Source organism: Collinsella sp. AF28-5AC (assembly GCF_003457875.1).
GTDB lineage: Bacteria > Actinomycetota > Coriobacteriia > Coriobacteriales > Coriobacteriaceae > Collinsella.
This window is the reverse complement of sequence record NZ_QRTA01000041.1, coordinates 1-1,147: the sequence shown is the minus strand read 5'-3', so window position 1 is coordinate 1,147 and position 1,147 is coordinate 1. Positions and strand designations below refer to the sequence as shown.

The 1,147-nt window shown below is 57.3% G+C and carries 1 rRNA gene; it reads left to right on the top strand.

Features of this window, described 5'->3' with window-relative positions:
- Nucleotides 1–130 precede the first annotated feature (130 nt).
- Nucleotides 131–246: ribosomal RNA gene (gene rrf, locus DWZ01_RS10565) — 5S ribosomal RNA — on the top strand.
- Nucleotides 247–1,147: the final 901 nt, after the last annotated feature.

The window sequence follows — 1,147 nt, the reverse complement described above, 5'->3', positions numbered from 1 at the left end:
GCGGGACCCAGCGCTCATGCGCGCGGTCCGGGCACGAGGATGCCCCCGAGTCACCTCCCCTATGCGCCATGCGGCCCCCAGGGCACGTGTATGCGATACCGGACACCGTAACGGTGGGCGCCGCCCACCGGTCAGCGGCCAGAGCATGGGGGGCACGCCCGGTCCCGTTCCGAACCCGGAAGCTAAGCCCCATCGCGCCGAGAGTACTGCGGGGCCAGCCCGTGGGAGGCCAGGGCGCCGCTGACCGGTGGACGGCACCGAGCCGTCGGATGACTTGAAGAAGGGGGAGGCCTCGCGGCCTCCCCCTTTTTTGCGTTCTAGAAGCTAACATTGCCCTTTCTGTTTTAGGAGTGCTCGGATTGACTTTAGTCGAGGGCATCGTTGTCGCTTGCGGTGAGGTAGAGCCGATCTTTTTGTTTATGTCGCGTTCTGGTGGCGATCAGCCGGCTCCAGGGTTCTGTCGCCACGTATATCCGGACGGATCTTTTGCTCCTTATTTCCAGTAAATCAATTAAGGGGCGTTGTTTCAATCAAATACACTCCGCCAGCGGGGGCTCTATCTAATTAGTGATAGAGCCCCCGCTGGCGTTTTATAGGTTTGTTAACGTTGTCCTTCAATTTATGATGGGCTAACTAGCGGAGACCGACGAGGGTATAAAGATGATATGTCTACAGTGGACAGCAAGATTCCCGAGGTCATACGGTCTGTCCGAGGTTTATGACCATATGTGCGACTCTGAGCAACTCGGAGCCCAGTTAATTAATTTGTGAACAAAATATGGAGTGCGCGATTCCCGCCCCCGGCGCCCCTCCGGTCTGGCAATATATCTCCTTGCCGCGCGGCCCGGTCGGACCGGATCAGCCGCCTGGCGTGCACCTTGAGAACCGGATACTGCGAGGATGGACACTTACTTCAGTGTCGCATCCGGGCAGACATCGAACCATTTGAAATGGTCTAACTTGGATTTGTTTTTCGCAAGGCCGCCGAGAGGCGGCCCCGAGAAATTCCTTTTCCTATACTAAAACCATATGAATCGAACGGAACCGATCAGCGTAACAGTTGTGAGGACCGGACGGGCTCGAAGCCCAACATATTTGGACGGAGAGTTCGATCCTGGCTCAGGATGAACGCTGGCGGCGCGCCTAA